This is a genomic window from Streptomyces sp. NPDC046881, from assembly GCF_040645015.1.
GTDB lineage: Bacteria > Actinomycetota > Actinomycetes > Streptomycetales > Streptomycetaceae > Streptomyces.
This window is the reverse complement of sequence record NZ_JBEYXJ010000127.1, coordinates 1-23,057: the sequence shown is the minus strand read 5'-3', so window position 1 is coordinate 23,057 and position 23,057 is coordinate 1. Positions and strand designations below refer to the sequence as shown.

Here is a 23,057-nt window from a genome sequence, read left to right as displayed (position 1 = left end):
CGCCCAGGGCTCCGACCTGCCCACCCACCCCCGGCACAGCCGCGCCGCCGCCCCCCCCCGCGCGGGGCTGCAGGGTCCGCCCCCCCCCCCCGGGGACGGCGTCGTCGCGCCCGCGCGCCCGGGCCGGCAGGCCACGCCCGCCGTGAGACACCAGCTGCTGGCCGCCGCGACGGACGCCTTCGTCGCGGGTCTCACCCGCAGCGCGTGGGTGGCGGCCGCGGTCGCCGTCGGCGGTGCGGTGGCCGTATGGCGGGGGTTGCCCCGCCTCCCCGGCGTCCCCGCTTCACCCCGCACGGACAGGCGCGCCGCGCGGAGCTGCGCGCCGTAGACCACTCCGGTCATTGTTCGCCGACACGCGCCGGTGCTTCCCCGGCGCGCCCGTCCCGGGTGCGCTTTGCTGGCTGTCCGCCGAATCGAACTTTCCTTCCCGGGGTGAATTCTTGGCCGACCAGCTGATCGTCGACACGCTTGTCCGTCTCATCGTCCGCCATTTCGAAATGGACCCGGCGCAATTGAGTGCCGACAGCAATCTGCAACACCTCGGACTCGACTCGATCGCCCTGGCGGAACTTCTCGTCGTGGTCGAGGAGGAGACCGGCATCGACGTCCCCCTCACCGACGAGAGCATGCCGACGGGTCCCGAGGTCACCCTCGGCGCGGTGGCCGACTACGTGGAACGGTTCGCCGACGAGTCCACCCGCGCCGTTCTGCACACCCTGGCCGCCGTACCGGCGGACGTGAACGCGTGAAGAGGTCCCGGACCGTCGTCACGGGCATCGGTCTGGTCACACCGGGAGGAGTCGGCGCCGACGCGACCTGGCGGCGGCTGTGCGCGGGGGCGCCTACGGCGTCCACCGACCCCGGGCTCGCGGACCTGCCCGTGGACTTCAGCTGCCGGGTCCGGGACGAGGAACTCGCCGCCGCGCTCGGGCGGGGGCTGCGCTGGCGCACCGACCGTTTCCTCCACCTCGCCCTCGTGGCCGCGCGGGAGGCCGTCCGGGACGCCGGTCTGGAACCGGGGGAGTGGGACGCCGACCGGGTCGCCGTGGTCATCGGCGTGGGCAGCGGCAGCCACGACACCGACGTGCACGTCCTGCGCTGCCTGACGTCCGGCGCGTACCAGAAGATCTCACCGACCACGGTCCCGCGGGCCCTGCCCAACATGGCCGCCGGTGAGATCGCCGCCGACCTCGGCGCGAAAGGGCCCGGTTTCGGGGTCAGCACCGCCTGTGCGTCCGGAGCGACCGCCATCGGCGTCGGCCGGCAGCTGCTGGACGCGGGCCTGTGCGACATCGCGCTGGTGGGTGGGGCGGAGAGCGGCTGCGGGCCGCTGTCCAGCATGGGGTTCTGGCGGCTGGGCGCGCTGTCCACCCGGTGCCACGACCCGGTGGGTGCCTCGCGCCCGTTCGACGCGGAACGGGACGGCTTCGTGCTGGGCGAGGGCGCCGGTGTGCTCGTCCTGGAGCGGGCGGAACACGCACGCGCCCGCGGCGCCCGGGGGAAAGCCGTCCTTTCGGGGTTCGCCGCCACCAGCGACGCGCATCATCCGACCAGCCCGCATCCCGAGGGGGAGGGCGCCGAACGCGCGGTGCGCGCAGCGCTGGCGGAAGCCGGCCTGACGCCCGGCGACATCGACCACGTCAACGCACACGCCACGTCGACACCGCTGAACGACCGCGTGGAGGCCGCGGTCCTGCACCGGGTGTTCCGCCGGCCGCCGCCGGTCACCGCCACCAAGAGCGTCCTGGGGCACTCCCTGGGGGCCGCGGGCGCCGTCGAGGCCGCCGTGTGCGTGCTGTCCCTGCACCACCAGACCATCCACCCGACGGCCAATCTCGGCACGCCCGAATCCGGCATCGACCTCGACATCGTCACCAAGGTCCCCCGCGCCTGCCGGATCGACACGGTCCTGAGCACCTCGTTCGGCTTCGGCGGGCAGAACGCCGTCCTCGTCTTCCACGCCCCCTGACCGGTCGGCCGACCGTCAGCCCAGCGGTACGCCGGTGAGGCGTTCCAGTTCCCGGACGAGCCGGGCCTGGAACGCTTCGTCCTGCGCCGCCGGATGCGGGGCCTGGGTCCGCCGGTGGTACCAGTAGCCGCCGGTCGCCGGGGTCACGTCGTGGCCGGTGGCGAGCCACACCTGGGTCTGGTGCCCGGCGACCAGGTCGTCGGGGGCGCCGGCTCCGCCCATACGGGTGGGCACCCAGCCGGGGTCGACCGCGTGGCTGGCGGTCCCCTCCCAGCGGGACGCGCAGGCGAGCGCGAGGGCGGTGACCCACAGCTTGGTGTCGTCGTACGAGGCGGTGCCGTCGGTCAGCCGTCGCAGGTCCGTGGAGCCGGTCCGGTGCATCGAGCTGCTGAGGTGGACGAGCCGGGCCGGCTTGTCCATCAGGGCCGTCAGCAGAAAGGGTGCGACGGTGTTGACCGTGCTCACGTCGGGGGAGTGCAGGACGCCGGCATTGTGGATCACGGCGTCGAAGCGGCCGAACGCGCCGGCCTGCCGGACGACGTCACGGATCTGATCGACGTCGGCGAGGTCACCCGTGACGACCCCCTTCCACCGGGCGGTGTCGTCCGCGCCCGTGAGACGGGACGGGTTGCGGACGTGGACGACCACGTCGTGCCCGTCGCCGGCCAACGCATGCGCCGTGTCGCGCCCGAGCCCGCTGGATGCCCCGGTCACCAGGATCAGTGCCATGTCCGTCCGCCGTCTCCCGTGGTCTGCCGCCTGTCGTGCTGCACCTGCCCCACCAGCGTCGCGTTCCGCCGCGTGGCACGGGGGCGGTTGACGGGCTGGCCGGCCGCGGCCCCGGCGCGGTCACGCCGCCCCTCGGCGATCCCGCCGGCCATCTCAACAGGAAAGGCGTCGACGGTCAGGGCTCGAGCAGGGCCTTGATGGCGCGGCGCTCGTCCATCGCCCTGTAGCCCTCGGCGACCTGGTCCAGGGGCAGGGTCAGGTCGAAGACCTTGCCCGGGTTGATCCGGCCGGACAGGACGCGGTCGATCAGGTCGGGCAGGTAGCGGCGGACCGGCGCGGGGCCCCCGCGCAGACCGACCTGGGCGAAGAACAGCTCCTGACCGTCCACGGCCACCTCGTGCGGAACGCCGACGAAGCCGACGCTTCCGCCGGGCCGCGCCGAGTGCAGGGCCTGCCGCATGGCCTCGGGGGTGCCGACGCACTCCAGCACCGAGTCGGCGCCGATGCCGTCCGTGAGGTCCTTGACGCGGGCGATGCCTTCGTCGCCCCGCTCGCCGACGATGTCGGTGGCGCCGAACTCGCGGGCGAGCCTCTGCCGGGACTCGTGCCGGCTCATGGCGATGATCCGCTCGGCGCCCAGTTCCCTGGCGGCGATGACACCGCACAGGCCGACCGCTCCGTCGCCGACCACGACGGCCGTGGAGCCGGGCTTCACCTCGGCGGCGAGGGCGGCGTACCAGCCGGTGCCCATCACGTCGGAGACGGCGAGCAGGCTGGGCACGAAGTCGCCGGTCGGGTGTTCGTCCGTGGCGACCAGGGTGCCGTGGGCGTTGGGGATGCGGACGTAGTCGGCCTGGCAGGTGCTCATGAACTCGCGGTTCAGACAGCTGGACTGCCAGCCGTTACGGCAGTTCGCGCAGGTGTTGTCCGAGGTGGCGAAGGAGCCGACCACGAACTGCCCCGGCTTGACGTGGGTGACCTCGCTGCCCACCTCCTCGACGATGCCGACGTACTCGTGACCCATCGGGTGGGGATCACCGATGGGCTCCGCACCGCGGTACGGCCACAGGTCCGAGCCGCACACGCACGTGGCCACCGTGCGGATGATCGCATCGGTCGGCCGGCTGATCTTCGGGTCGTCCAGGTTCTCGAAGCGCACGTCGCCGGGCGCGTGGATGACTGCTCCGCGCATGGTGGGTCTTCCTTCGGTACGAGGGTCTCGTGCCGCAGCCCTGGGTCGCAGACGGCTGCTCACGGTCGAGCCTCACACCGGAAGGCCGACGCGAAAAGCGGAGGGGTCCGTCCGGGGCCGGATCCCTCCCCGGGAGGGAAACATCCCGGGGAGGGATCCCTGCCCCTGACCCGAGCCTCAGCCCGTGCTGCAGGAGACCGTCGGCCAGGTCCAGTTGCCGTTGGGCTGGATGGTGACGCCCCAGTTGTCGCCGTTGCCGTTGGGCTTGGCGACCAGTACCTGACTGCTGGGATAGCTGGAGCCGACGTTCCAGGTGGAGAGGACCTTCGCCGGGGACGGCACGTTCATCGTGACCGTCCAGTTGCTGGAACCGGAGACGGCGACGTTGAGGTTGTACCGGTCGCCCCACTGCTGGCCGGCGGACAGTGTCGCGGTGCAACCGCTGCCGGTGCCGCCACCGCCGCCGCCCGAGCCGGCGCCGTTCACCGTGATGTTGGAGCTGCCGCTGCTCTGGTATCCCTCGGTGGCGAGGATCATGTAGTAGCTGAAGCTGCCGAGGGGCATGCCGGCGCGGGCCCAGGCGTCGAAGTGGTTGCCGGTGGTGATGGTGCCGCCGGTCCGCTTGGTCTGCCGGACGCTCCAGTACTGGTTGAAGGTCTTCGTGCCCTCCACGGAGGGGGCGTTGTACCGGGTCGTCTGGTAGATGTCGTACGTGCCGCCGTCACTGGTGACCGTGCCCTTGTACGTCCCGGTCGGCCGGTAGGTGCCCCAGTTGTCGACGATGTAGTACTCCACCAGCGGGTTCGACGTCCACCCGTACAACGCCAGGTAGGCGTTGCCGGACGGGTTGAAGGTGCCCGAGTAGGTCACCGCCCTGCGTCCGCCGTTGCTCCAGCCCTTGCCGGCGACGAAGTTGCCGGTGTTGCTCCAGGAGGTGCTGTAGTTGCCGCCGGAGCCCAGGTTCATCGAGACCGTTCCCGGGGCGTCCGTCCAGAACGAGTAGTAGTAACCGTTGTTCGTCCCGGTCTGGTTGCTCGTGACGACCGTGTCGGCCCGGGCGGTGCCGGGCAGCGTCAGCACGGCCACGCCGACCAGCAGCATGGTGCAGGCACTGCTGACGAGCAGCCGCAAACGGCGTAAGAGTGCGTCCTTCATGCTTCCTCCTCGTCCTCGCGCTCTGACCCCCCTCAACGGCGACAGTGTTGGGCGGCCCTGATGCACTGTCAATGTTTTCGATGATGATTCCGAAACATTAGGTGCACCAGGGTTGCCGGAACGTGCCATGTTTCCCCTGTTCAAAGGGTATGAGTGGCAGTGCCGAGTAGCAGGTCATGGCACGAAGACGGCGAGGGGAGGTGAATACGCCGAACCGCCACCCCGAATGTTTCGGAATCGGGAGCGACTTGCTGCGGTCAGGGGACGATGCGCAGTCGGCGCGGCGGCCGTGCCGCCGGTTCGGGCAGACGCAGGGGCGTCAGGCCGGGGGTGATGCTGCCGAGCAGGGTGGCCCTGGAGGCGCCGGTGGCGCCGGGATGGGTGCCGGGCAGGCCGTGGACCGTGAGGAAGCCCAGGAGGGCGAAGGCGAGGGCCTCCTTGGCGTCCGAGGGCAGGCCCAAGTCGTCGCTGGGGCGCACCGGTACGCCGGGCAGTTCCTCGGCGATCATGCGCATGAGCACCGGGTTGCGGGTGCCGCCCCCGGAGGCGACGAGCTGGGTGACCCCGTGGGCCCGGCAGGCATCGGCCACGGTCACGGCGGTCAGCCGGGTCAGCGTGGCCAGCACGTCGTCAGGGGCGGGCGTGGGCACGGCGTCGAGCGCCCGCTCCAGGTAGGGGAGGTGGAAGTGTTCCTTGCCCGTGGTCTTCGGGGCGGGCCTGCGGTAGTAGGGATCGTCCAGGAGGACGCGCAGGAGTTCCGGGCGTACCCGTCCGGCGGCGGCCCGGCGCCCGTCCGCGTCGAAAGCTGCGGTGCCGTCGGTGAAGTGGTGGACGGCCGCGTCGAGCAGGGCGTTGGCGGGGCCGGTGTCGAAGGCCAGCGGCGCGGCGCCGGGCGCGAGGACGGTGACGTTGGCGATGCCGCCGAGGTTCAGCGCGGCGGGCGTGCCGGGCAGCCCGCGCAGCAGCAGGGTGTCGGTCATGCCGACGAGCGGGGCGCCCTGGCCGCCGGCCGCGACGTCCCTGCTGCGCAGGTCGGAGACGACGGGGAGCCCGGTGGCCTCGGCGATCCAGGCCGGCTGGCCGAGCTGCAGCGTGCCGTGGACGATGCCGTCCTCCACCCAGTGGTACACCGTCTGGCCGTGCGAGACGACCAGGTCCGCGGCGCCCGCGCACAGCTCCCGCAGGGCGCGCACGGCCGCACCGGCGAAGGCCTGCCCGATACCGCTGTCCAGGGCGCAGACCGCCTGCGTGGTCGTGACCGCCGGCGGCAGGGAGGCCGCGACGCGGGCGCGCAGGTCGTCGGCGTAGGGAACGGAGAGATGCCCGATGGGCCGCAGGAGCAGGGTTTCGTCGTCCAGGGTGAGGTCCGCGGCGGCCGCTTCGATCGCGTCGTAGGAGGTGCCCGACATCAGGCCGATCACCCGCATGGCGTCTCCCGCGCGGCGGCCGGAGTGGACTGCGGCTGGGGCATGCTGCCTCCGGGACGTCGGTCGGGAACGCGAGGTGCGGGCGGTCACTCCGGGCGGGTGGCCGCCGTGACCCGGCCCTCTCCGGGGTCGGGATCGTTCGCGCGGGCCCCGGCCGGCTCGGGGGCGCGGTGCCGCAGGCTCATCAGGCCGCCGACGGCGAGGGTGACGGCCACACCGATCGGTACCAGCCACTGGGCGGCGATCGCCGTCGGGACGGTGGCGCCGGCCGTCGTGACGTCGATCCTCACCGCCCGCACGACGTACGTCATCACCGCGACGGTCACCAGGAACGCCATCACCGAATCGGCCTCGTCGGCGCGCCGCACGGTCCGGCCCAGCAGGAACGCGCCGAGCAGGGCGCCGTACGTGTAACCGGCGATGGTCAGACCCGTGAGGTAGACGTTGCCGGTGCCGGTACTGAAGGCACACGCGAAGACCGCCATCAGCGCCGCCCACACCAGGGTCATCACCCGGGCGAGCCGCAGCAGCGACGCCTCGGAGGGCGTGGTGCGGAAGATGCTGTGGACGATGTCGGCGACGGTCGAGTTCGACATGGAGTTCAGCGCCGAGGACAGCGAGCCCATGGCGGCGCCGAGGATGCCGGCCACGAGCAGACCGGAGATCACCACGGGCAGCCCGTGCAGGATGAAATCCGGGTAGAGGTTGTCGGAGCTGTGCAGGCCCAGTTCCTGGAAGCTCTTGCCCTCGTTGTACGACCACAGCAGCGCGCCGACGAGCGAGAAGGCCGCGAACTGGAGGGTGACGAAGACACCGGAGGCGACCATCGCCTTCTGGCCGTCACGCAGGGAGCGGGTGGCCAGCACGCGCTGGACGATGAGCTGGTCGGAGCCGTGGCTGGCCATGGCGAAGATCGCGCCGCCGACGATGGCGGTGGGCAGGGCGAACGGGCTGGTCAGGATGTGTGCGAGGGAGAAGTCGGTGTCGAACAGCCGGAACTGGCCGGCGTCGAGGGCGCGGCTGAGACCCGTACCGCCGACGTGCGCGGACAGGACGGCGATGGCGAGGACCGCGCCGCCCAGGTAGAGCCCCATCTGGATGGCGTCGGTCCAGATGACCGCCTTGATGCCGCCGAGGTAGGTGTACACGACGGTGATCAGGGTGAGCACGACGATGATGACGCGGTAGTCCGCGTGCACGCCGAACTCGTCGAGCAGCAGCTTGATGGGGATGGCGGAGGCGAACAGCCGGACACCCTCGGCCAGGAGCCGGGTGAAGACGAAGGTGACCGATGCCAGCCCCTGGAGCCGCGGCCCGAACCGGGTGCCCAGGTACTGGTAGGCGCTGACGAAGCCGCCCCGCTTGTACAGCGGGATGAGCACGGCGGCCACGACGACGCGGCCGACGACATAGCCCAGGGCCAGTTCGACGTTGCCGAAACCCTGGCCGCTGTAGGCGCCGCCGGGCACGCTGATGACGGTGAGCACGCTGGTCTCGGTGGCGACCACGGATAACGAGACGGTCCACCACGGCATGCTGCTCTCGCCGACGAAGTAGTCCTTCGACGTCGTCTGCCGGCCGGCCAGACGGAGTCCGATCACGGCGATCGCCACCAGGTAGACGACGATCACCACGAGGTCGAGTTGGCGCACACTCTCTCCGACTGCAGCTGTCATGCGGCACGCCTTCGGGTCCGGGGATCCGTCACGTCGAACGGGATGTCAACACATAACCATCCCCGGAAGTCGCGTGAATCCCTGACGGCCGACCGGGTGCGGTTGTCCCCGCGCTCCGCCCCGGCGCGGAGCACGGACCGTGCTGACCGCCTTCGCGCGCGGGACGCCCTGCCCCTCCGGCGCGACCGTCGGCCGCATCGCGCAACTGGCTGCGGGCGACCGCGGGTTCGTGGGCGTCGCCCAGCGGCTCCGGCGCTTCGACCGCGGCACTCCACCCGACTCCCCGGGCCGTCCGGCACCGGTAGGGCCCCGCAGCCGCCGTGCCGCACACTGGGCCGACGCTCGCCGTTCAGCCGAGCGGTGCGACCACCTCGCCCGTCCCCGTCGCGCTGGTGCCACCGGCGACGCGGACGGTGAACGGGCGGTCGGTGCCGCGCGCGGAGACCCGCAGCCGGGCGCCCTCGCGGCGGACGGTGAAGGCGGCGGCCGGGGCGCCCGTCAGGTCGGGCACCGCCGCCTCGGCCGTGTAGTCGGGGGCGCCCGTGGGGTGGACCAGCAGGGTGGGGGTGTCCAGCCAGTCGCCGTCGGGGCGGCTGTCGTCGGAGGCGAGCGGCAGGACGGCGCCCTCGCGGACGTACAGCGGCAGGCTGTCGTAGGCGTGCCGCTCGGTGCGCCAGACCGGGCCGGTGACCCGTTCGTGGGCATCACCCTCAACCTCGACCGCAACCTGCCCGCGACCGACTCCGCCGCCGACCGGGCCGCCGTCGTCCGCGCGGACACCCAGCACAACCTGGTGTGGACCGAGCCGCTCCTCGCGGGCCGCTACCCGAGGACCGAGGCGGAGACCTGGGGCGAGCTGATCAGCGGCCAGGACTTCCGGCGCGACGGCGACCTGGAACTGATCGGGCAGCCGCTGGACTTCCTCGGCATCAACTACTACCGGCCGATCGTCGTCGCCGACGCCCCGCACCGGGAGACCGACCCGGCGCGGCGCACGGCGACGGACAACGGGTACGCGGAGGTGCGGCTGGAGGGGGTGCGGCACACCGCGATGGACTGGCCGGTCCTACCGGACAGCCTCACCGACCTCCTGGTGGAACTGAAGAAGCGCTACGGCGACGCGCTGCCGCCCGTCCACATCACGGAGAACGGCTCCGCCGAGCACGACGAGGTGAGCGCGGACGGCGCGGTGCACGACAGCGACCGGGTCGCCTACCTGCGCGACCACCTCACCGCGCTGAGGGCGGCCCTGGACGCGGGCGTCGACGTACGCGGGTACTACGTCTGGTCGCTGCTGGACAACTTCGAGTGGGCCCTCGGCTACGGCAAACGGTTCGGCATCGTCCGCGTGGACTACGACACGCAACGGCGCACCCCCAAGGACAGCTACCACTGGTACCGGGCGCTCATCGCCGCCCAGCGAGGCTGACGGCACCCGCGCTCCCTAGGGCCGCGTCCCGTCGTCGCCGTGCCGGTGCAGGCTCCGGTACTCGGTGGGTGTCATCCCCGTCGCGGTGCGGAAGGCACGGGTGAAGTCGGAGGCCCTCGGGAAGCCCCAGCGGGCCCCGATCGCGCTGACGGGTGTGGCCCGCAGCAGGGGGTCCGCCAGGTCCCGGCGGCAACGGGCGATCCGTTCCCGGCGGATGAACCCGTTCACGGTCCTGCCGTGCACCTGGAAGACACGGTGCAGGTAGCGCGGCGAGATGCTGTGCGCCGCCGCGACCGTGGCCGGGCCCAGGCCGGTGTCGTGCAGGTGCCGGGTGATGAACGCGGTGATCTGCTGGTACAGCGTCGTGGTGCGGGTCTCCGGGGGCAGCGCGGTCGTACGGTCGGCGCGCCGGGCGACGACCGCCGCGGCGAGGTCGACGACGGTCGTGCCGAGCCTGTGCCGGTCGGGGGCGGTGAGGTCGGGTTCCGCCTGCGCCAGGCTGGCGAGGGTCTGGCGGAACACGTGCCCGACACCGTCGGCCGCGCCGAGGGCCGTCCCGCACAGCGGGGCGACCACGTGGTCGGGCAACGGCATCAGGCGCCGGGGGAACTGCAGCACGAGGGAACCGCAGTTGCCCGGGCCGCGCGCCGACGCTTCGAAGGGCCGGGAGCTGTCGTACAGAACGATCTCACCGGGGCCGAGGACGGTGTGGTGCCGCGCCTGCTCGATGCCCTGCCGCCCCGAGGTGATGACGGCGATCTGGTACAGCTCGGGATCCGACTCGCGGATCAGGCGCGGGGAGCGGTAGCAGACCAGCTGCGCGTACGAGATCGCCGACAGCTGCACCGGACCCAGCGCCATGGCGCGGATGTGGGCCCCGAAGTTCGCGGGGTCGGGGAACCGGAAGCGGGTCGTCACCAGGGCCAGGGCGGTGGTCTCCGCCCAGGCGGTCGTGCGCTCGGCGGGCGGCAGGCAGGAGGTGTCCAGGACGGTCATCATGACGTTTCCCCGTGGCGTCACCGGTGGTGCTCGTGGTCACCCAGCACTGTCCGCCGTCGCGGGCTGCCGACGGAAGACGCTTCTTCGTCAATCGGTGTGTGCGCCGCGTGCCAAGCAGTGTGCGCCGGGTGCTCACGACGCCGGGGGCGGCGGGCGGGCAGGCTCGGAACGCACCGCCGCTCCACCAGGCGGTGCGTCCACGAGATGGGAGGATCTTTCGTGCGGACGTCACACAAGGTCGGCCTCGCCGCGGCTGCCGCGATGCTCGGCCTGGCCGGCATGCTCGCCCCCGCCGCCTCTGCTCAGCCCCGGGCGACGGCGGCTCCGTCCGACTGCCCGAAGTACTACTTCTGCGGCTACAAGGAGGCGAACTTCAAGGTCCTGGCCTTCAAGTTCAAGGACTGTTACCTGCAGGAGATCCCCGACGGCCTGAACAGCGGCGGTTCCTGGTATAACAACCAGTCGGCGGGGACGAAGGCCCGCATGTACGACAAGAACAAGAGGCTGATCTACACCACTCCGGGCGCCCCCTCCTCGGACGCCCACGGCGACTGGGGCCCCGTCTGGTACATCGACGCCTGCTGATCCCACACGCACGCCGGCCGGGGCGCCCTACGGGGGCTCCGGCCGCATGCGCACCCGGCCCGCCCCGGTCCCGTCAGGGCAGCCGGAACGGCTCAGGCTCCTCGTCCGTGGCGAGCCGCGCATGGCGTTCCACGTCGTAGCGCACGCCGTCGTACTCCAGTTTCCGGCGCTCGATCCCCTCGGCGGAGAAGCCCGCGGCCCGGGCCACCCGGCAGGAGGCCGGGTTGTTGACCCGATGCCCCAGCTCCAGCCGGAAGAGTCCCGCGTCGTCGAAGGCCCAGCGGGCCAGCGACCGGCATGCCCGGGAGGCCACGCCCCGGCCCCGCGCCCGCTGCGTCGTCCAGTACGACACCCAGCCCGTCCCGTGGCGACGGTCCACCGCGCCGACCGCGACGTTGCCCAACACGGCGTCCGCGTCGTCGACGACCGCGAACGCGAAGGCGGTGCCCGCGGCCCACTGATCCGCCCGGGCCGCCAGCCACCGGTCAGCGGCGTCCGGCGACGTGATCGGCTCGTTGGCCTGCCACCTCATCGTCGGATCGGTGAAGGCGGTCCGCACCGACCGCGCGTCGTCGGCCGACCAGCGACGCAACCACAGCCCCGAAGACGCTTCCAAGTGATCACGCATCCCACAAGTCTGCCGCAGCCGAGACCCCGCGGGCAGCCCGGATGGCCGGGATCCCCGCCCCAGGCGCTCGGGCGGTGGGCCGGGCGAGGGCGGCCGGCGTGTCGGAGAATCTGAGTATGGGCCCGTATGCGAGGTCTGTCCGGGAGGTGCGATGAGTGAGCAGCCGGTGCTTCTTCCTTACGCCGACCCCGCCTTCGTGGCGGATCCGTTCCCGCTCTACCGGCGGTTGCGGGAGGACGGTCCGGTTCGGCGGGCGGTCATCGCCGGGGGCCTGGACGCCTGGCTGGTCACTCGGTACGAGGACGGGCTGGCCGCGCTGTCCGATCCGAGGCTGAGCAGTGACGTCCGGGACGCCGCGGACCCCCGCCTGCTCGAACAGCTGCCCGCGTTCGAGCGGGAATCGATCATGAGCACGATGCTCCGCTCCGACCCGCCCGACCACACCCGCCTGCGCCGCCTCGTCTCGAAGGCGTTCACCGCGCGCCGGGTCGCCGAGCTGCGACCCCGGATCCAGGAGATCACCGACCGGCTGCTGGACGCGGTGGTGCCGGCCGGCCGGGCCGAACTCGTGGCGGACTTCGCCCTGCCCCTGCCGGTCACCGTCATCGGCGAGCTGCTCGGCGTCCCCGTGGCCGACCGGCACGACTTCCAGCGGTGGACCGACGCCCTGCTCACAAGAGGCGAGAAGATGCCCGACCCGGCCGTCGTCGACGAGGCGTGGCAGCGGATGCGCGCCTATCTGACGGCGCACCTCGAAGCCAAGCGTGCCCGGCCGGGAGACGACCTGCTCAGCGCGCTGATCAGCGCCCATGACGAGGAGCAGCGGCTGAGCGACGACGAGCTGATCGCCATGGCCTTCCTGCTGCTGGTGGCCGGGTACGTCACGACGGTCAACCTGATCGGCGGCGGCATCGCCGCGCTGCTCACCCACCCCGACCAGCTGACCCTGCTACGGGACCACCCGGAACTGCTCCCCGACGCGATCGAGGAGTTCCTCCGCTACGACGGCCCGGTCAGCCCCGGCATCGCCCGCTTCGCCCGCGAGGACGTCGACATCGCGGGCGTGACCGTCCCGCGCGGCGCGACCGTGCTCGTCGCGTCCGCGATCGCCGACCGTGATCCGGACCGGTTCCCCGACCCCGACCGGCTGGACGTCACCCGGCGCGACAACGGCCACCTCGCCTTCGGGCACGGCATCCACTACTGCCTCGGCGCACCGCTCGCCCGGCTGGAGGGCCAGCTCGCCGTGGGAACGGCACTGCGCCGCCTCCCGGACCTGGCCCTGGCCGTACCGCCGAGCGACCTGGCCTGGCGGCCCGGCGGTCTGCGCGGCCCGGCGCGCCTGCCCGTCACGTTCACCCCGGGCGGCCGGGCGGACTGACCACCGGACCGCAGGGCAGCCCGCCGGCCTCCCGGGACTCGGACCGCTACCGCGGCGCGCCGGCCCCCGTCAGCGTGTGCGTGAGGTGGTCGGCGAGGTGGGGCAGCCAGTCGGGCCGGGCGTTGCCGAGGAGGTGATCGCCGTGCGGGACGAGGAGGTACGTGCCGCGGGGCGCCGTGCGGGCCAGTGGCTCACCGTTGGTCACACCGGGGATGACGTCCCGGCCTCCGTCCACGACCAGCAGCGGCGCCGCGATCCGCGGTGCCAGGGCGGCGAGGTCCACCTGGCGGGCGAACTCGCGGGCGGCACCGGTCCCTCCGGTACGGCGGGCCATGATGTCCCGCACGGGCGGCGGCAGTTGATCCCAGTCGAGGCGGAAGGGACCGCTGACCGTCGCCACCGCGGCCACGCGCGGCTCCAAGGCCGCCGCACGGGCCGCGAAGTAGCCGCCCAGACTGAGGCCGGCGAGACCGATCCGGGCGACCCCGAGCGCGTCGACGACCCGGCCTACGACCCGCTCGTAGTCCGGCCGGAGCGTCGTCGTGGCGGCCAGCACGCCCTGCCCGGGGCCGTCCATCGCGAACACCGCCAGACCCCTGGCCAGCAGCGCGGACGCCAGGTCGAGGAACTCCTCCTTGGCCGAGTCCAGGCCGGGGGCGACGACCACCGTGCCCGGCGCGTCGGCGGGGCCGCGCAGCCAGCCGGTGAACCCCTCCCCGCGCACGCGCCGCGCAGCGGACTCCAGCAACGCCAGACCGCGGCCCAGGGCGTGGTCCGCCTCGGCGGCCGCCCGCCCGGCCTCCCCGTCGGGCGCGAGCGTGGCCAGGTGGAACCAGCGGGCCGCCGTCAGCAGGTGTCCGCCCGCCGAGACGGCGGACCGCGCCTGCTCCGCGCGCTCCAGGTGGGCGCGTGCGGTGCGTACGAACGCCGGTCCCCAGTCGGCGACGGAGGCGAGGCCCTCGGTGACGCGACGGTATTCGTGGGGGTCGACGCCCGCCCCGGTGGCGCGGGTCCACTGGGCGGCGGCGAAATCGGCGGGGTCCACCGTTTCGGTGATCAGTCTTCGCATGCCGAGCATGCAACCCCGGCGGCCTCCCCGTGATCCAACAACGAACGCGCGCGGCCGACAACCGTCGGTTGTCACCTAGGCTGAGGGATCATGGATCTCGATCTGGCGCAGGTACGGGCCTTCGTGTGCGCCGCCGATGAACTGCACTTCGGGCGGGCGGCCGGAACCCTCGCCCTCACCCAGCAGGCGCTGTCGAAGAGGATCGCGCGCCTGGAGTCCCTGCTCGGCACCGCGCTGTTCCACCGGGACGGCACCGGTGTGCGCCTCACCGAGGCCGGGCGGCGTTTCCTCCGGCCGGCCAGGCAGACCCTGGCCGCCGCCGACGCGGCGGTCGCGGCGGCGGTCGGGACGGACCGTCCGCTGCGCGTCGACGTCTGGGGACACCTCTACGCGCCGATGCGAAGCCTGGCCGAAGTCGCGGACGAAGCAGGGGAGTTGGCGCTGGGGCACGGCCGCGACCTGCCGTCGGTGATGGCGGCGCTGCTGAACGGCGACATCGACGCCGCGTTCGGCCGGGTCCACCCCCCGCTGCACCCGGGGCTGACGCACCGCCTCGTCCGCCTCGAACCGGTGGACGCCGTCCTGAGCGCGGACCATCCGCTCGCGGCCGAACCGGCCCTGCGGCCGGAGCAGTTGCGCGGCAGCGTGCTGTGGGCACCCGGAGCCCTCGAACGGCTCGACTTCCTCCACCGGTTCGCCGACCGGTTCGGCATCCGGGACACGGCCACGAGCGTCAATCTGGGCCTCACCCACTTCCTCGCCGAGGTGGCCGAGGACCCGCGGCGCTTCTCGCTGCTGCCCGCCGACGTGCCCCTGCCGGACGTTCCCGGGCTGCGTTCCGTCCCGCTGGTCGACCCCACACCGCTGTACGCGTGGTCGCTGCTGTGGCGCACCGGCACCGGGCACCCGGGACTGAACCGCCTCACCGCCGCCTGCGCCGCGCGAGCGGGCCGGCTCCGCTGGCTGGAGTACGACCCGGCTCGCGACTGGCTGTCCGAACCGCCGGCGAAGCCCTTCGCCTGAGGTTCAGCACCGGTGGGAGGCACCCTCGCGCAGCGCAGGGAGAAAGCGCACCTACTCAGACCGGAGTTGAGTACGTCGACGCATGATCACGAGCCCGGCCGACGCCTACTTTGGCCTGCATGAACACGGACCCGACCCCCGCCGGCACCACAACCGGGAACGAAGCCCGCTGGCTCAGCGGCTGTGCCTTCGCGGCGATCGTCATCGTCGCCCTGCTGGGCTACGGCGCATGGGCGCTGGACGACCTGCAGAAGGGGATGGACGGGTACGGTCAGATGGAACAGGACGGTCCATCGGGCACCGCCTACGAGCCGCTCAGCCCCGGCTCGACGGCCCGGTACGAAGACGGCCTCACGGTCACGGTCAGTCCGCCGCACGCCGAGTCCGGCGGCGCCTACGCCTTCTCCGTGACCTACGAGAACGGCACCGACGACGAACTGCTCCCCGGTGGTGAGCTACCCGAAGACAGCGTCCTGGAGTACGGCCCCGCACCCCTCGTCGTCCGCCCCGGCAAGGCAAGCGACGACTACGTCAGCGACTACGACCTGACCGTGCTGAACCGGGAGAGGACCGCCTCCCTGCTCATGCCGCCGCTCGCCGAGGGGGAGAAGCGAACCGTCCCCGTCCGCTTCAAGCCGACCCGGGCCGGAATTCCCGTCACCGTCGAGGTGGCCGTACCCGACGCCGGCTACCGGGAGACGGCCTACTTCCAACTCACCGCGAGCTGACGGGCGACGTCAGCTGTCCGAGGCTCCGACGAGGCGCCCGCGCTCCAGACGGACGTAGTAGTCGATGCTGACGCCCAGGACCACCGGCTTCGGCCAGTGAGATGCGTGTCCATGGCGGCCCGACGTACCGGCGCCGGGCCGCCTTCGGCGTGGGCGGAGCCCGGAACGATGCTCATCCGCCCCCGCGAACCCGCCCGTGCCCTGGCGCCGCTCCTGGGTGAACCGCGCCCGGCTCACGCACCATGAACACGTCCACGGCATCCTCGGCTTCGAGCGTGAATCCGTGCCGCTCGTAGAGCCGCCGGGCCGGACTGCCCTGGAGCACGTTGAGCCGGACCGCGACGCCATCGCGGTCGCACTGCTCCAGCAGCCCCCGCAGCACGGCCCCGCCCACGCCGCCGCCCTGCAGGTGCGGAGCCAGATAGAAGTGCTCCAGCCAGTGGGCGTCCTCGGCCGGCCGGAGCGCCACACAGCCGGCGAACGCACCGCCCACCTCGATCACCCAGGTGTGCGACGGAGCGAACCCGTCCCGGAGCCGCTGCCGTACCCGCTGTTCGTCGTACCGCCCGAGCCGCTCCAGGTCCGCCCGCAACACCACGGCCCGCAACTCGGCCACCGCGTCGACGTCCGCCACCGAAGCAGGCCGGATCACCCAGTCCCCCATGATCTCCAGGCTACCCGCCGAGCCCTTCCGGCCAGGAGGCCATGCACCCGGCCCCGGTGGTGACGGCGACCGGAGACGGCAGACCCGGTCCTCGCCATCCCCCGACGATCCGTGCGTCCCCGCGACCTTCCCGGACGGCACCTCACGCCCCGGTTCGGTACACCTCGCCGACGTTCGGGCGCGCTGACGGGCGGTGACGGGCGGCGGGGCCCTCGGCGAAGGCCCGCAGGGCGTTTTCCGTCGTGCGGGTGACGAAGGAGCGGGTGCGGGCGTCCATCCCGTGGTCCCGGCCACCGTCGGGGGTGCCGGCCATGAGGGCCTCCACCGCATCGTGCCGGTGGCGAACACGCCCGCGCCGCTCCCGACCGTGTAGTAGGCCGAGTCGCTGTGACTGCGGCGGCCGGCGCACACCAGGGGGGAGTGGGCCGTTATCTCCAGCGGCTCCGGGACGGGCGCCGAAGGCGTGACCCGGTCGTACTCGACGCCGACCAGGTGGTCGAAACCGTCGCCGGGCCGTACGCCCGTCCCTTCGTACAGCCAGTGGTCCGCCGCGTGGACGACGTAGGGGGCATCCGTCGGATACCCCTCGTACAGCACTCCCGTGAGCGACGACTCGGGATCCGGCGCGGGAGCCCGGCGGAAGTCGGTGGTCACCAGGGCGGGCCGGGTGGTGTAGCAGGGGTCGGCCCGGACGGAGGACTTGTAGCAGACCACCGTGCGGTCCGGCCGCGTCTCGCCCTGCTCCAGACGGACCCGGCGGAAACAGGTGTTGGCGCCGAGGAACAGCACGTTGGTGCCGGCGTCGCGGGCCTCGGTGACGTGCCGGCGCTGTTCCTTGGTCCAGTACTCGTCGTGCCCCAGACAGACGACCGCGGCCGCGCCGCGCAGCACCCCGGGGTCGCGGTGCACATCGGTCCCGGTGGTGTAGGCGAGGGGTATGGCGAGCCGTTCCGCCAGCACCACCGCCGCCCGTTCGTACACCATGAACTTCTCCGCGCCGTCGGCGTCGTAGGGCCGGTCGAAGCTGACGGCCAGGGAGCGGGTGGCGTACGCGCCGGAGGCGCCGGCGTAGAGGCTGTAGCCGCCCCACCGGTTGTACGCCTGCCAGGTGGCCGGCGCGTGGATCAGGACCGTACGGTCGGTGCCCTGCGTGGAGCGCACGATCAGCGGGATGTAGCGCTGGTGGCCGCTGTCCGCCTCCAGCCGCAGCAGATACGCGCCCTCCGGCCAGCCGGCCGTGCCGAACGTGAGCGTGCGCGGCCAGTCCGCGCGCACCGTGCGGGTGCCCGGCAGGAAGCGGGGCTCCGGCTGGACGCGGCCCCGGGTGCGCTCCGACGACCACACGAGCCGGGCCTGGGCCCCGCCGTACCAGCCGACGCGGAAGGCCGAGACCCGGAAGGACGCCGCGGTCGTGGAGACGTGCAGTCCGCACTCCTCACCCGGCGCCACGCTCACCCGGTCCGCGTAGCCGGCGACGGCCGGAGCGGGACCGCGGGACGTGATACGCCAACCGGGTGTCCCCGGCCGGTCCCGTTCCGCTTCTGGTCGCCGGGAGGCGTCTGCCGGGTGGGTCCCGCGCGGGGGAGCGGCCCCGTCGCACGCGGCGGCCGTCACCGAGGCGAGTCCGAGCCCGGCGCACGCCCCGACGAAGCGCCTGCGCCCCAGCCGCCCTACGTGCTCCGGCCCTCCTCGCGGGGCAGAACCAGAACCCACGCTCATGACGCCTCCCGCACCGAGGTGGCACCGCAACGCGAACGGGTATGCCGACCCGCGTAAGCCACGGCAGATCGCTCCGATAGCATGTTCGAACTTTCGTAGAACGCTTTTTATCCATCGAAACCGATCCCAACAAAACAGCCAAACGATTGAATTCAGGGCGTCACGGGTGTTCCTGCTGAAAAACGACAGAACTGCGTTGGCCGTATGGCGTCAACAGCGAGCGATGATGTGGGTCGCGGCAGGTGTGGTGGCTCTCGGATTCCTGATCGTGCTGGAGATCGTCGCACGCCGTTACGGCCAACCGGGGCCGGTCACCACCCAGGTGGGGGAGCTGATATTCGCCCCCAAACCGGGGCCGCTGTACGGCGGTCTGGCGCTGATGATGGTGGTGCTCACCTGGCGGCAACGGTTCATCGCGGCCGCGACCGCGATCGGGATCGACGTCGGCTTCGTGCTGGTACGGCTGGCGGTCGGCGCCGAGATGACCGACGGCCGTTCCTTCGGCAACGGCGCCCTGTGGGTGATGGTGGGGTACGCGGTCGTCGCCGTCACCCGCCGCACAGGACAGGAACGCGTCCTGCTGCTGAAGGGCGTCGGCCTGGGCCTGCTGCTGGTGGCCGGCCGCAAGACGGGCGACACCTGGCTGTTCATCACGTCCAAGGCCCGCCCGATGGTGCTCGACCAGTACGTGGCGACCGCCGATCACGCCCTGGGCAGCCCGTCGTGGCTGGCGGGCCGGATCCTGAGGGCCACCGACCCGATCGGCCCCCATCTTCTCCACCTGGTCTACGCGCAGCTCGCGGTGGCCGCGGTCGTCGTCGCGCTGTACCAGCTGCGCAACGTGGCGGTCGAGCGCCGCTTCCCGCGCCACCACCTGGTGCGCACCTTCCTGGTGATCGGCCTCCTCGGACCGGGCATCTACATGCTCTTCCCGGTGGTCGGACCGGTCTTCGCCTACGGTCCGGGCGCCTCCGGCACCGGCGGTGTGGAGTGGGCGACGGCCAACCTGTGGCCGGACACGCTGCCGTCGATCACCGTCCCGCACCCGATGGTCTACGACGGAATCACCCCCCGCAACTGCATGCCCAGCCTGCACACGGCGTGGGCCACGGCGATCTTCATCCATACCCGCAAGGGCCCGCAGCTGCTGCGGTACGCAGGGACGTTCTGGCTGCTGGCCACGCTCGGTGCCACGCTGGGATTCGGCTACCACTACGGCGCGGATCTCGTCGCCGGCGTGGTGTTCGCGCTCACCATAGAAACGGCGCTGCGCTCGTTCGACCGTGGCTGGGACCGATCGGGAATCCAGTTGGTGGCCTATGGCACCACGGTCTTCGCCGTGATGCTGGTGTCGTACCGCTATCTGCCGATGGAGTTGGCACGGCACCCGGAGATCTTCGGGCCGCTTCTCCTTCTGGCGATGACCTCGGTGATCTACGGGTACGTACGGATCACCAAACTATGGGAACCGGCGGCCGCGCCGGCACCACAGCCCGAACCCGCACCCGAACCCGTCTGAGCGTGCCGCGTCACGCACTGTCGCGCAGGCCGAGACGCAGGTGCTCGACGTGGTGCAGGGCCTGCTCCAGCAGTTCGGCCACGTGGTTGTCGTACAGCGCGTAGATGACCGAGCGGCCCCGGCGCTCGCCGGTGACCAGGCCGAGGTTGCGCAGCAGGCGCAGCTGGTGGGAGCAGGCGGACTGCTCCATGCCGACGGCCTCCGCGAGTTCGGTCGCCGCGCACGGGCCCTCCCGGAGGCGGGCCAGGATGCGCAGGCGGGAGGGGGTGGCCAGGGCCTGGAGTGTGGCGGCCACATCGGCGGCGCCCACGGATTCCAGGCGCTCGCGCGCGGTGGCGGTGGTCTTGGCATCGGTTCCGTGGCCCATGGCCCTCATCCTACGGAGCGCCTTCCATGAACGAATGAATGACTCTTCATGTGGTCCTGTACGGTGGGAGGAGTGGCGCCGGCTATCCGGCCGACCGCTGTTTCGTCATGCCTCCGTCCGTGAAGGACCCGCGCTCCGATGACCTCCACCCTCACCCAGCCGTCGACCGACAGGGCCGCACCGGCGCTCGACGGCGGTGCGGCCCGGCGCCGCACCCGTGTTCTCGCCCTGCCCGAGGTGCGCTGGGCGGTCACGGCCACCGTCCTGTTCCTGCTCGCACTCCCGTTGCAGCTGACCGGCGCTCCGGCGTGGACGTGGGGCCCGCTGTACGCGCTGTCGTACGCGACCGGCGGCTGGGAGCCCGGCTGGGAAGGGCTGAAGGCGCTGCGGGAGAAGTCCCTCGACGTCGATCTGCTGATGGTCGTCGCCGCGCTCGGTGCCGCGGCGATCGGGCAGGTCATGGACGGGGCGCTGCTCATCGTCATCTTCGCCACCTCCGGTGCGCTGGAGGCCCTGGCCACGGCACGCACGGCCGACTCCGTGCGCGGGCTGCTGGATCTCGCCCCGGCCACGGCGACCCGCGTCGACGCCGACGGCGGAGAGCACACGGTCGCCGTCGAGGAGCTGGCCGTCGGCGACACGATCCTCGTACGTCCCGGCGAGCGCGTCGGCGCCGACGGCCGGGTGCTGGACGGCACGAGCGAGGTCGACCAGGCGACCATCACCGGTGAAGCCCTGCCCGTCGCCAAGGAGAAGGACGACGAGGTCTTCGCGGGCACCCTCAACGGCACCGGCGCGCTGCGCGTCCGCGTCGAACGGGACGCGTCCGACACCGTGATCGCCCGGATCGTCCGCATGGTGCAGGAGGCGTCCGAGACCAAGGCACCGACCCAGCTGTTCATCGAGAAGGTCGAACAGCGCTACTCGCTGGGCATGGTGGCCGCGACGCTGGCCGTGTTCCTGGTCCCGCTGGGTTTCGGCGCGCGGCTCACCGACGCGCTGCTGCGAGCGATGACCTTCATGATCGTGGCCTCGCCGTGCGCGGTCGTGCTGGCGACGATGCCGCCGCTGCTGTCGGCCATCGCGAACGCCGGACGGCACGGTGTGCTCGTCAAGTCGGCCGTGGTCATGGAACGGCTCGGCCAGGTCGACACGGTGGCGCTCGACAAGACGGGCACGCTGACCGAGGGCACACCGCGGGTCACCGACCTCAGCCCGCTGCCCGGACGCGACCCGCAGGAGCTTCTCCTCCTCGCGGCGGCGGCGGAGCACCCGAGCGAGCATCCCCTGGCACGCGCCATCGTGGACGCGGCGCGCGAGCGGGGACTCGCGCTCCCGGTGGCGGAGGACTTCGACTCGACACCGGGCGTCGGCGTGAGCGTCACCCTGGGCGGGCGCGTCGTCGCCGTCGGGGCACCGGCCCGGTTGCTGAACGGCGCGACGGACGACGCATCCGCCCGGGCAGCGGCCCTCGCGACCGAGCTGGAGAACGGCGGCAGAACCGCCGTACTGGTCAGCCTCGACGGTACGCCCGTGGGTGTGCTCGGCATCGCCGACCGGCTGCGCCCCGACGCCACCGCCACCGTCGCCGCGCTGACGTCCCTCACCGGGACCGCGCCCCTGCTGCTGACCGGCGACAACCCGCGCGCCGCCGCACGCCTCGCCGCCGAGGCCGGCATCGAGGACGTACGCGCCGGGCTGCTGCCACAGCACAAGGTCGGCGCCGTCCGGGACGCGGAGAACGCCGGCCGGAAGATGATGGTGGTCGGCGACGGTGTCAACGACGCCCCGGCACTCGCTGCCGCCCACACCGGCGTCGCCATGGGCCGCGCAGGCTCCGACCTCGCCCTGGAGACCGCCGACGCGGTGATCGTGCGCGACGAACTCGCCACCGTTCCCGCCGTGATCTCCCTGTCCCGGCGGGCCCGCGGACTGGTCGTGCAGAACCTGGTCGTCGCCGGCGTCTTCATCGCGGGCCTGGTGGTGTGGGACCTGGCCGGAAACCTGCCGCTGCCGCTCGGTGTCGCGGGCCATGAGGGTTCCACCGTCCTCGTCGGCCTCAACGGGCTGCGGCTGCTGCGCGAAGCGGCCTGGCAGCGGGCCGCCGAGTGAGCCGGCGGAACGAGCCCACGGCTCGGCCTTCCCCCTGCACGGTGACCGTCTGCCGGGGCTGCTGCTGCGGCACCGACAAGGTTCCCGGCGTCGACCACCGCGCCCAGCTCGCCACGCTGAAGGCCGAGCTGGGGCCGGTCGCCCGGATCCGCGCGGTGAACTGCCTCGACGCCTGCGAGCAGGCCAACGTCATCGTCGTTCAGCCGTCCTCGGCCGGCAGGGCCGCGGGCGGCCACCCCGTCTGGCTCGGACTGGTCAACGACCCGGACGCCACCGACGACATCGCCGCGTGGGTACGTGCCGGCGGGCCGGGCCTGGCCGCTCCGCCGGAGATCCTCGACCTGTACCGGTTCGCGCCGTCCCGGCGCGTACGGCGGAGCCTGGAGGACTGACCCCTCTCACGGCCACGGGGGCGCCGCGAGGAGTGGTGGGGCCGCGAGAACCGTGCGGTGCACGCGGAGGCCCGCTGCGCCGGCGGGGCAGGGCGGCGGAGGAGTCGGTCGGTCGCAGCGCGCGCCATGGAGCAGGCCGCCGGCCGACAGCCCCGGACCCGGCCGGAAAGAGCCGGTCCCTAGGCCGTGTCCGCAAAGTCCCTCCTGCCGCAGGGCCCGCCCTCCGGGCGGACGGACTGGGACACCGCCGCCCTCGCCGCCCTCCCGGTCCGCTACAACGTCATGCGCTGGCTC

Annotated in this window: 19 protein-coding genes and 4 pseudogenes; 11 read left to right on the top strand and 12 right to left on the bottom strand. The window is 72.5% G+C overall.

What is annotated here, in order from left to right; translation table 11 throughout:
• The 3 genes and pseudogenes from ABZ923_RS36190 to ABZ923_RS36180 form a co-directional block, all read left to right on the top strand.
• Positions 1–328, top strand: a pseudogene (locus tag ABZ923_RS36190) (hypothetical protein); the annotation flags it as partial.
• A 112-nt stretch (positions 329–440) separates the two neighbouring features.
• Positions 441–749: an acyl carrier protein gene (locus tag ABZ923_RS36185; RefSeq protein WP_361480883.1), complete on the top strand. Its 309-nt coding sequence runs from the start codon at positions 441–443 to the stop codon at positions 747–749.
• The gene (locus ABZ923_RS36180) at positions 746–1,969 is read left to right on the top strand and encodes a beta-ketoacyl-[acyl-carrier-protein] synthase family protein (RefSeq protein WP_361480880.1); all 1,224 of its coding nucleotides are present in this window, start codon (positions 746–748) and stop codon (positions 1,967–1,969) included. The genes ABZ923_RS36185 and ABZ923_RS36180 overlap by 4 nt, the downstream gene beginning before the upstream one ends.
• A gap of 15 nt (positions 1,970–1,984) precedes the next feature.
• Here ABZ923_RS36180 and ABZ923_RS36175 read toward each other — a convergent pair whose 3' ends face one another.
• From ABZ923_RS36175 to ABZ923_RS36150, 6 genes and pseudogenes are all read right to left on the bottom strand, one after another.
• A complete protein-coding gene (locus ABZ923_RS36175; RefSeq protein ID WP_361480877.1) occupies positions 1,985–2,698 on the bottom strand; it encodes an SDR family NAD(P)-dependent oxidoreductase in 714 nt (237 codons plus the stop codon).
• A gap of 175 nt (positions 2,699–2,873) precedes the next feature.
• Complete coding sequence (locus ABZ923_RS36170; protein ID WP_361480875.1) at positions 2,874–3,890, bottom strand: zinc-dependent alcohol dehydrogenase family protein; 1,017 nt, start codon at positions 3,888–3,890, stop codon at positions 2,874–2,876.
• A gap of 177 nt (positions 3,891–4,067) precedes the next feature.
• Positions 4,068–5,045, bottom strand: coding sequence for a glycoside hydrolase family 11 protein (locus tag ABZ923_RS36165; protein WP_361480872.1), 978 nt, complete (start codon positions 5,043–5,045; stop codon positions 4,068–4,070).
• 257 nt (positions 5,046–5,302) lie between these two features.
• The gene (locus ABZ923_RS36160; protein ID WP_361480869.1) at positions 5,303–6,472 is read right to left on the bottom strand and encodes an anhydro-N-acetylmuramic acid kinase; all 1,170 of its coding nucleotides are present in this window, start codon (positions 6,470–6,472) and stop codon (positions 5,303–5,305) included.
• 86 nt (positions 6,473–6,558) lie between these two features.
• Positions 6,559–8,124, bottom strand: a complete 1,566-nt coding sequence (locus ABZ923_RS36155) for a sodium:solute symporter (protein WP_361480892.1) — start codon at positions 8,122–8,124, stop codon at positions 6,559–6,561.
• A 373-nt stretch (positions 8,125–8,497) separates the two neighbouring features.
• Positions 8,498–8,845 (bottom strand): annotated as a pseudogene (locus ABZ923_RS36150) (alpha-xylosidase); the annotation flags it as partial.
• A 3-nt stretch (positions 8,846–8,848) separates the two neighbouring features.
• Between ABZ923_RS36150 and ABZ923_RS36145 the strand changes: the two are divergent.
• Positions 8,849–9,577: pseudogene (locus ABZ923_RS36145) on the top strand (family 1 glycosylhydrolase); the annotation flags it as partial.
• A gap of 15 nt (positions 9,578–9,592) precedes the next feature.
• On the opposite strand, the gene ABZ923_RS36140 reads toward ABZ923_RS36145, so the two are convergent.
• Complete coding sequence (locus ABZ923_RS36140) at positions 9,593–10,576, bottom strand: helix-turn-helix domain-containing protein (RefSeq protein ID WP_361480866.1); 984 nt, start codon at positions 10,574–10,576, stop codon at positions 9,593–9,595.
• Positions 10,577–10,795: 219 nt separating this feature from the next.
• Here ABZ923_RS36140 and ABZ923_RS36135 point away from each other — a divergent pair, with 219 nt between their 5' ends.
• Entirely contained in the window at positions 10,796–11,161 is a 366-nt protein-coding gene (locus ABZ923_RS36135; protein ID WP_361480864.1) for a hypothetical protein, read from the top strand.
• 73 nt (positions 11,162–11,234) lie between these two features.
• Here the strand turns inward: ABZ923_RS36135 and ABZ923_RS36130 are convergent, their stop codons facing one another.
• Positions 11,235–11,789 carry a GNAT family N-acetyltransferase gene (locus tag ABZ923_RS36130; protein WP_361480861.1) on the bottom strand — a complete coding sequence of 185 codons (555 nt, stop codon included), beginning with the start codon at positions 11,787–11,789 and terminating at the stop codon, positions 11,235–11,237.
• 151 nt (positions 11,790–11,940) lie between these two features.
• Between ABZ923_RS36130 and ABZ923_RS36125 the strand changes: the two genes are divergently transcribed.
• Positions 11,941–13,170, top strand: a complete 1,230-nt coding sequence (locus tag ABZ923_RS36125; protein WP_361480858.1) for a cytochrome P450 — start codon at positions 11,941–11,943, stop codon at positions 13,168–13,170.
• A 46-nt stretch (positions 13,171–13,216) separates the two neighbouring features.
• On the opposite strand, the gene ABZ923_RS36120 is transcribed toward ABZ923_RS36125, so the two are convergent.
• Positions 13,217–14,215, bottom strand: a complete 999-nt coding sequence (locus ABZ923_RS36120) for an alpha/beta hydrolase family protein (protein ID WP_361480889.1) — start codon at positions 14,213–14,215, stop codon at positions 13,217–13,219.
• A gap of 114 nt (positions 14,216–14,329) precedes the next feature.
• Between ABZ923_RS36120 and ABZ923_RS36115 the strand changes: the two genes are divergently transcribed.
• Both ABZ923_RS36115 and ABZ923_RS36110 read left to right on the top strand, forming a co-directional pair.
• On the top strand, positions 14,330–15,262 hold the full coding sequence (locus ABZ923_RS36115; RefSeq protein WP_361480855.1) for a LysR family transcriptional regulator: 933 nt from the start codon (positions 14,330–14,332) through the stop codon (positions 15,260–15,262).
• A gap of 119 nt (positions 15,263–15,381) precedes the next feature.
• Entirely contained in the window at positions 15,382–15,990 is a 609-nt protein-coding gene (locus ABZ923_RS36110) for a hypothetical protein (protein ID WP_361480852.1), read from the top strand.
• 172 nt (positions 15,991–16,162) lie between these two features.
• On the opposite strand, the gene ABZ923_RS36105 is transcribed toward ABZ923_RS36110, so the two are convergent.
• Positions 16,163–16,654 (bottom strand): GNAT family N-acetyltransferase, encoded by a 492-nt coding sequence (locus ABZ923_RS36105; protein ID WP_361480886.1) that lies wholly within the window; start codon positions 16,652–16,654, stop codon positions 16,163–16,165.
• Positions 16,655–17,032: 378 nt separating this feature from the next.
• A pseudogene (locus ABZ923_RS36100) lies at positions 17,033–18,373 on the bottom strand (N,N-dimethylformamidase beta subunit family domain-containing protein); the annotation flags it as partial.
• Positions 18,374–18,596: 223 nt separating this feature from the next.
• On the opposite strand from ABZ923_RS36100, the gene ABZ923_RS36095 reads away from it, so the two are divergent.
• Positions 18,597–19,892, top strand: coding sequence for a phosphatase PAP2 family protein (locus tag ABZ923_RS36095; RefSeq protein ID WP_361480849.1), 1,296 nt, complete (start codon positions 18,597–18,599; stop codon positions 19,890–19,892).
• A 10-nt stretch (positions 19,893–19,902) separates the two neighbouring features.
• Here the strand turns inward: ABZ923_RS36095 and ABZ923_RS36090 are convergent, their stop codons facing one another.
• Positions 19,903–20,259 carry a metalloregulator ArsR/SmtB family transcription factor gene (locus ABZ923_RS36090; RefSeq protein WP_361480846.1) on the bottom strand — a complete coding sequence of 119 codons (357 nt, stop codon included), beginning with the start codon at positions 20,257–20,259 and terminating at the stop codon, positions 19,903–19,905.
• Between the two features lie 138 nt (positions 20,260–20,397).
• On the opposite strand from ABZ923_RS36090, the gene ABZ923_RS36085 reads away from it, so the two are divergent.
• Together ABZ923_RS36085 and ABZ923_RS36080 are read left to right on the top strand one after the other, a co-directional pair.
• Complete coding sequence (locus tag ABZ923_RS36085; RefSeq protein WP_361480843.1) at positions 20,398–22,371, top strand: heavy metal translocating P-type ATPase; 1,974 nt, start codon at positions 20,398–20,400, stop codon at positions 22,369–22,371.
• Positions 22,368–22,763, top strand: a complete 396-nt coding sequence (locus ABZ923_RS36080) for a (2Fe-2S) ferredoxin domain-containing protein (RefSeq protein ID WP_361480840.1) — start codon at positions 22,368–22,370, stop codon at positions 22,761–22,763. Before ABZ923_RS36085 ends, ABZ923_RS36080 begins: the two co-directional genes overlap by 4 nt.
• Positions 22,764–23,057: the final 294 nt, after the last annotated feature.

Excerpts from the sequence above, each read along its gene's own strand:
- ABZ923_RS36105 (WP_361480886.1), bottom strand. The coding sequence starts at position 16,654 with ATGGGGGACTGGGTGATCCGGCCTGCTTCGGTGGCGGACGTCGACGCG.
- ABZ923_RS36160 (WP_361480869.1), bottom strand. The coding sequence starts at position 6,472 with ATGCGGGTGATCGGCCTGATGTCGGGCACCTCCTACGACGCGATCGAA.
- ABZ923_RS36125 (WP_361480858.1), top strand. The coding sequence starts at position 11,941 with ATGAGTGAGCAGCCGGTGCTTCTTCCTTACGCCGACCCCGCCTTCGTG.
- ABZ923_RS36165 (WP_361480872.1), bottom strand. The coding sequence starts at position 5,045 with ATGAAGGACGCACTCTTACGCCGTTTGCGGCTGCTCGTCAGCAGTGCC.
- ABZ923_RS36140 (WP_361480866.1), bottom strand. The coding sequence starts at position 10,576 with ATGATGACCGTCCTGGACACCTCCTGCCTGCCGCCCGCCGAGCGCACG.
- ABZ923_RS36130 (WP_361480861.1), bottom strand. The coding sequence starts at position 11,789 with ATGCGTGATCACTTGGAAGCGTCTTCGGGGCTGTGGTTGCGTCGCTGG.
- ABZ923_RS36110 (WP_361480852.1), top strand. The coding sequence starts at position 15,382 with ATGAACACGGACCCGACCCCCGCCGGCACCACAACCGGGAACGAAGCC.
- ABZ923_RS36090 (WP_361480846.1), bottom strand. The coding sequence starts at position 20,259 with ATGGGCCACGGAACCGATGCCAAGACCACCGCCACCGCGCGCGAGCGC.
- ABZ923_RS36115 (WP_361480855.1), top strand. The coding sequence starts at position 14,330 with ATGGATCTCGATCTGGCGCAGGTACGGGCCTTCGTGTGCGCCGCCGAT.
- ABZ923_RS36095 (WP_361480849.1), top strand. The coding sequence starts at position 18,597 with ATGATGTGGGTCGCGGCAGGTGTGGTGGCTCTCGGATTCCTGATCGTG.
- ABZ923_RS36085 (WP_361480843.1), top strand. The coding sequence starts at position 20,398 with ATGACCTCCACCCTCACCCAGCCGTCGACCGACAGGGCCGCACCGGCG.
- ABZ923_RS36170 (WP_361480875.1), bottom strand. The coding sequence starts at position 3,890 with ATGCGCGGAGCAGTCATCCACGCGCCCGGCGACGTGCGCTTCGAGAAC.
- ABZ923_RS36175 (WP_361480877.1), bottom strand. The coding sequence starts at position 2,698 with ATGGCACTGATCCTGGTGACCGGGGCATCCAGCGGGCTCGGGCGCGAC.